The 3,709-nt window shown below is 67.4% G+C and carries 3 protein-coding genes and 1 pseudogene; 3 read left to right on the plus strand and 1 reads right to left on the minus strand.

Features of this window, described 5'->3' with window-relative positions; translation table 11 throughout:
* The 3 genes from A9W95_RS15160 to A9W95_RS15170 form a co-directional block, all read left to right on the plus strand.
* A partial coding sequence (locus tag A9W95_RS15160) for a CpsD/CapB family tyrosine-protein kinase (protein WP_172826626.1) occupies positions 1–520 on the plus strand: 520 nt, incomplete at its 5' end.
* On the plus strand, positions 517–1,983 hold the full coding sequence (locus tag A9W95_RS15165) for an O-antigen ligase (protein ID WP_067414147.1): 1,467 nt from the start codon (positions 517–519) through the stop codon (positions 1,981–1,983). The genes A9W95_RS15160 and A9W95_RS15165, both read left to right, overlap by 4 nt.
* Complete coding sequence (locus A9W95_RS15170) at positions 1,980–3,089, plus strand: glycosyltransferase family 4 protein (protein WP_067414150.1); 1,110 nt, start codon at positions 1,980–1,982, stop codon at positions 3,087–3,089. Before A9W95_RS15165 ends, A9W95_RS15170 begins: the two co-directional genes overlap by 4 nt.
* On the opposite strand, the pseudogene A9W95_RS15175 reads toward A9W95_RS15170, so the two are convergent.
* A pseudogene (locus A9W95_RS15175) lies at positions 3,076–3,709 on the minus strand (hypothetical protein); the annotation flags it as partial. The gene A9W95_RS15170 and the pseudogene A9W95_RS15175 overlap by 14 nt on opposite strands.

Genomic DNA, 3,709 nt, shown 5'->3' on the forward strand with positions numbered 1-3,709 from the left:
GGCGTTCGCCGAACTCGGCGAGGACGTGCTGCTCGTCGAGGGCGACACCCGACGACCGGTGGTCGCCGGGCTGCTCAAAGTCGACTCCGGCGAAGGGTTGGCCAACGCGTTGGCCAACCCCGAGATCGCCACCGAAGCCGTCAAGCCCACACCGATTTCGAAATTGTTCATCCTTGCTGCGCGCGCCGCCCGACGGGAGACGCTGCCGTGCAGCGCATATCTGCCGGAGGTGTTGGACAAGGTGCTGCAGGACTTGGCCGACGCCTTCGATCGCACGGTGGTCGACGGGCCGCCGGTGCTGGCGACGGCTGACTCCGGCCTGCTGGGTGGGGCGGTGCAGGCCACCGTGCTGGTGCTGCGGGCCGGGCGGACCACCGAAGACGAACTCAACGACGCGTTGAACGCGTTACGCGCGGCCGGCGCGAACGTGGTGGGCACCGTGTTGACCGACGCGCGAATCGCCCGTCACACCAAGGCCTCCACCCGCACCTACCGATCGAAGGTCAGCGGACCGGCGTGACCCGATACCTGCGCAACCGTCATCGTCTGCTGCTGAGCGCCGTCGTCCTGGCCGGGTTTCTCCTCGCCTGCTTTCTGTTCGGCGTCCTGTCGGTGCGCAACACCACCCAGGGCATCGCCCTCATCGGGGCGACGTTCTGCTTGATCATGTATTGGGCGAAACCGGAATTGATGATCGGGGTGGCGCTGTTCGTCGGGTTCGCCGCACTGCCGCAGGGTCTGCACATCGGCAAGGTGGTCGGGCCGGTGTCGATCTACGCCTCACACGTGGTGTTGATCCTGGCGATCTGCTTCGTCCTGCCGACCGTGCGGTTGCGCATGACCGATTACCTGCTGCCGGGCATGTTCGCCTTCACCGTCCTCTACTTTGCCGCTGAGGGCATTTCGGCCGGACACGCTCTGTCGGCCGCGGTCCGCGAGGCGACTTTTCTGCTGGAGATGGTCGCCGGTTTCGTGCTGGCCTTAGCGATCGTCTACGGCAGCTACGTCAAGCTGTCCATCCACGCGATCGCTGTGACGCTGTGGTTTTCGGCCGGTATGGCCGTCTTGAGTTCGTCGGGGGGCATCCGGTTGGCCGGTCGGCTGGAAAGCCTGCAGGCCGATACCGGTGATTCCGCCAACCGCGTGATCACCTCCGCCCTGATACCGGCGATTGCGGTGTTGACCGCGCTGGTGGCCGCCCAGATCGTGGGCAGGGTCCCGCCCGTCGCTTACCTGTCCATGGGCTTACCCGCGTTGGTCATCTCGGTGTTGGCGTTCTCCCGCAACACGTTGATCTCCGTCGGGGTGGCCGCGGTGGTCGCCTTCTTCGCCAGCATGGGGTGGTCCGCGGTGCGTCGGGCCGCCCGGCTCGCGATCACCGGCGCCGGGATCTTGGCCGTGGCGGTGCCCGGTGCGTTATTCCTGCTGCACGACTCCTCGGCCGGAGACTGGCTTTCCGACCAGGTGTCCGGGTTCAGTCACCGCGTGTTGGGTGGTGTCTCGAGCAGCGCGTTGGCCACCGACGCCTCGACGCAGGCCCGGCTCGCCGAGAACGGCCATCTCGACAGTGCCATCGCCGAGGCCCCGGTGTTCGGCCACGGCCTCGGTTACGCCTATCAACTCCCGTTCGGCGACGATCCCGACGAATTCACCGAAACCCTCGGCACCACATACGCACACAATTTCTATCTGTGGTGGCTGGCCAAATCCGGCGCCGTCGGCATGGCGGCGTTCGCGGTGTTCGCGCTGACACCGGTGGTACGTGCGTTGCGCAGCGCGTCGACGGCGGCCAAGACGGCCGCGGCGGTCAGCGCCGGGCTCTTGGTCATGTGCATCATCGACCCGTTACCAGAAGACCCGGCCAACGCGATGACGCTGGGCATGGCGTTGGGCGCGGCATTGGCATTTGCCAAGTTGCCGCGCGGTCAGCGCGACCAACACGAGGTGATCCCCGACGAGCTGCCCGTCGAGGCCGTGGCGTGACCGCCGCACCAAAGCCGTTGCGAATCATCGTCGTTGGCCCGGCACCAGCCGGAGCGGCCAGTCGCGGCGGTATGGCCACAGTGATCACCTTGATGGCGGCCCACCCGGATCAGCGATTCGCCATCACGCTGGTGCCGACCTACCTCGAAGGCCCGCTGTGGTATCGGCTGACGGTAGGCCTCACCGGAATGCTGCGCGCCACTTGGCTGGTCCTGCGCGGTCACGCCGACGTGCTGCACATCCATCTTGCGCACGGCGGCAGCGTAATCCGCAAAGCGTTGCCGATGGCGGCGGCCCGCCTGACCAGAGTGCCTACCGTGGTACACGCACACAGCTATGACTTCGGCGGCTGGTTCGATCGGCTGCGGCCGGCACTGCAACGGGCCGTCCGCAGACTGCTGGTGGCCGATCACTGGTTGGTGTTGGGTGAGCGGCACGTCGCGGAGTACGCGAGCCGGCTGCGGTTGGCCGAAGAGCGAATCAGCGTGCTGCACAACGCCGTTGCCATCCCGGCCGGTGAGGTGGTGCAGCGCGGAGTGCACCGGGTGCATGCGGTGGCCTTGGGCAGGCTGGGCGCGCGTAAGGGCAGCTACGACGTGATCGCCGCCGTCGCCGCCCTCGACGCGGGCGTTCGCGCCCGGTTGCGGGTGACCCTGGCCGGGGACGGCGAGGTCGATCAGGTCCGCGCGGCCGTAGCGGCCGCTGGCCTGTGCGAAACCATTGACGTCGCCGGGTGGTTGGACCCGGCCGCCCGGGACGAATTGTTGCGGACCGCACACGTTTTCCTGCTGCCCAGTCGTGACGAGGGCCTGCCCATGGCACTGTTGGAGGCGATGGCGTACGGGCTGGCGCCGGTGACGACATTGGTGGGGAGCATCGGCGAGGCGATCACCGACCGGGTCACCGGCCTGGTGGTCGCACCCGGCCGCACCGACCAGATCGCGGCGGCGCTCGCTGAATTGGTGGACGACGAATCGCTACGGGTCCGCCTGGGTGCCGCGGCGCGCGACCGGGCTGCCGGGTTCGGGCTGGACTGCTGGTATCAGCGGTTGGCGCGGCTGTGGCTCGACGGCTCGCGCACCCCACGCGTTCTCACCGGTTGTTGACCACGGTCTGCGCATCCCGCGGAACGTCAAGGGTGGCAACGGGATAGAACCCGGTGTCGTCACGGCCGTCGCGGGCCAGCTGCATCGGCGGGTAGTTCACCGGGTGTGAGCCATTGGGCTTGTGCTGCTGCCAGTCGACCCCGGCCCGCAGCGTGTAATGGCCCGGTGGCAGGTCTTTGAGGTCCACTCGAACCGTTTCCGTCACCGAAGACGGTGTCGGCTGGTCACTGCTGCGGTCACTGGATGTGTCGGCGACCAGACCCTTCAGGTCCACCGAGGCGGGCAGCGTCCGAACCATCCGCCCGCTGAAATTGACCAGTCGGTACCCCGGCGTCCACTTCTCCGTGGCCGCGGCCGAGCCGTAGTTGGTCCAGGTCATCGATATGGTCGCGACGTGGTCTTGCAGCGCCTGCGAGCCCGGCCGCGCTTCCACCGAATACCGGTATCCGGCAACGGCGTTCGCCTGCGCCCACAACACGTACAACTTCGGGTCCATCGGCGAGGTCGCCGACTCGTCCGGGAAGTTGATGCTCGACGTCATCGACACGTGATAGCGGATGACGTCGTGCAGTCCCTTCTGGTAGTAGTCCTGCGCCGTTGTGCCGCTGGGCAACTCGCAC

This window comes from Mycobacterium sp. 1423905.2 (assembly GCF_001673155.1).
In the GTDB taxonomy this organism is placed as follows: domain Bacteria; phylum Actinomycetota; class Actinomycetes; order Mycobacteriales; family Mycobacteriaceae; genus Mycobacterium.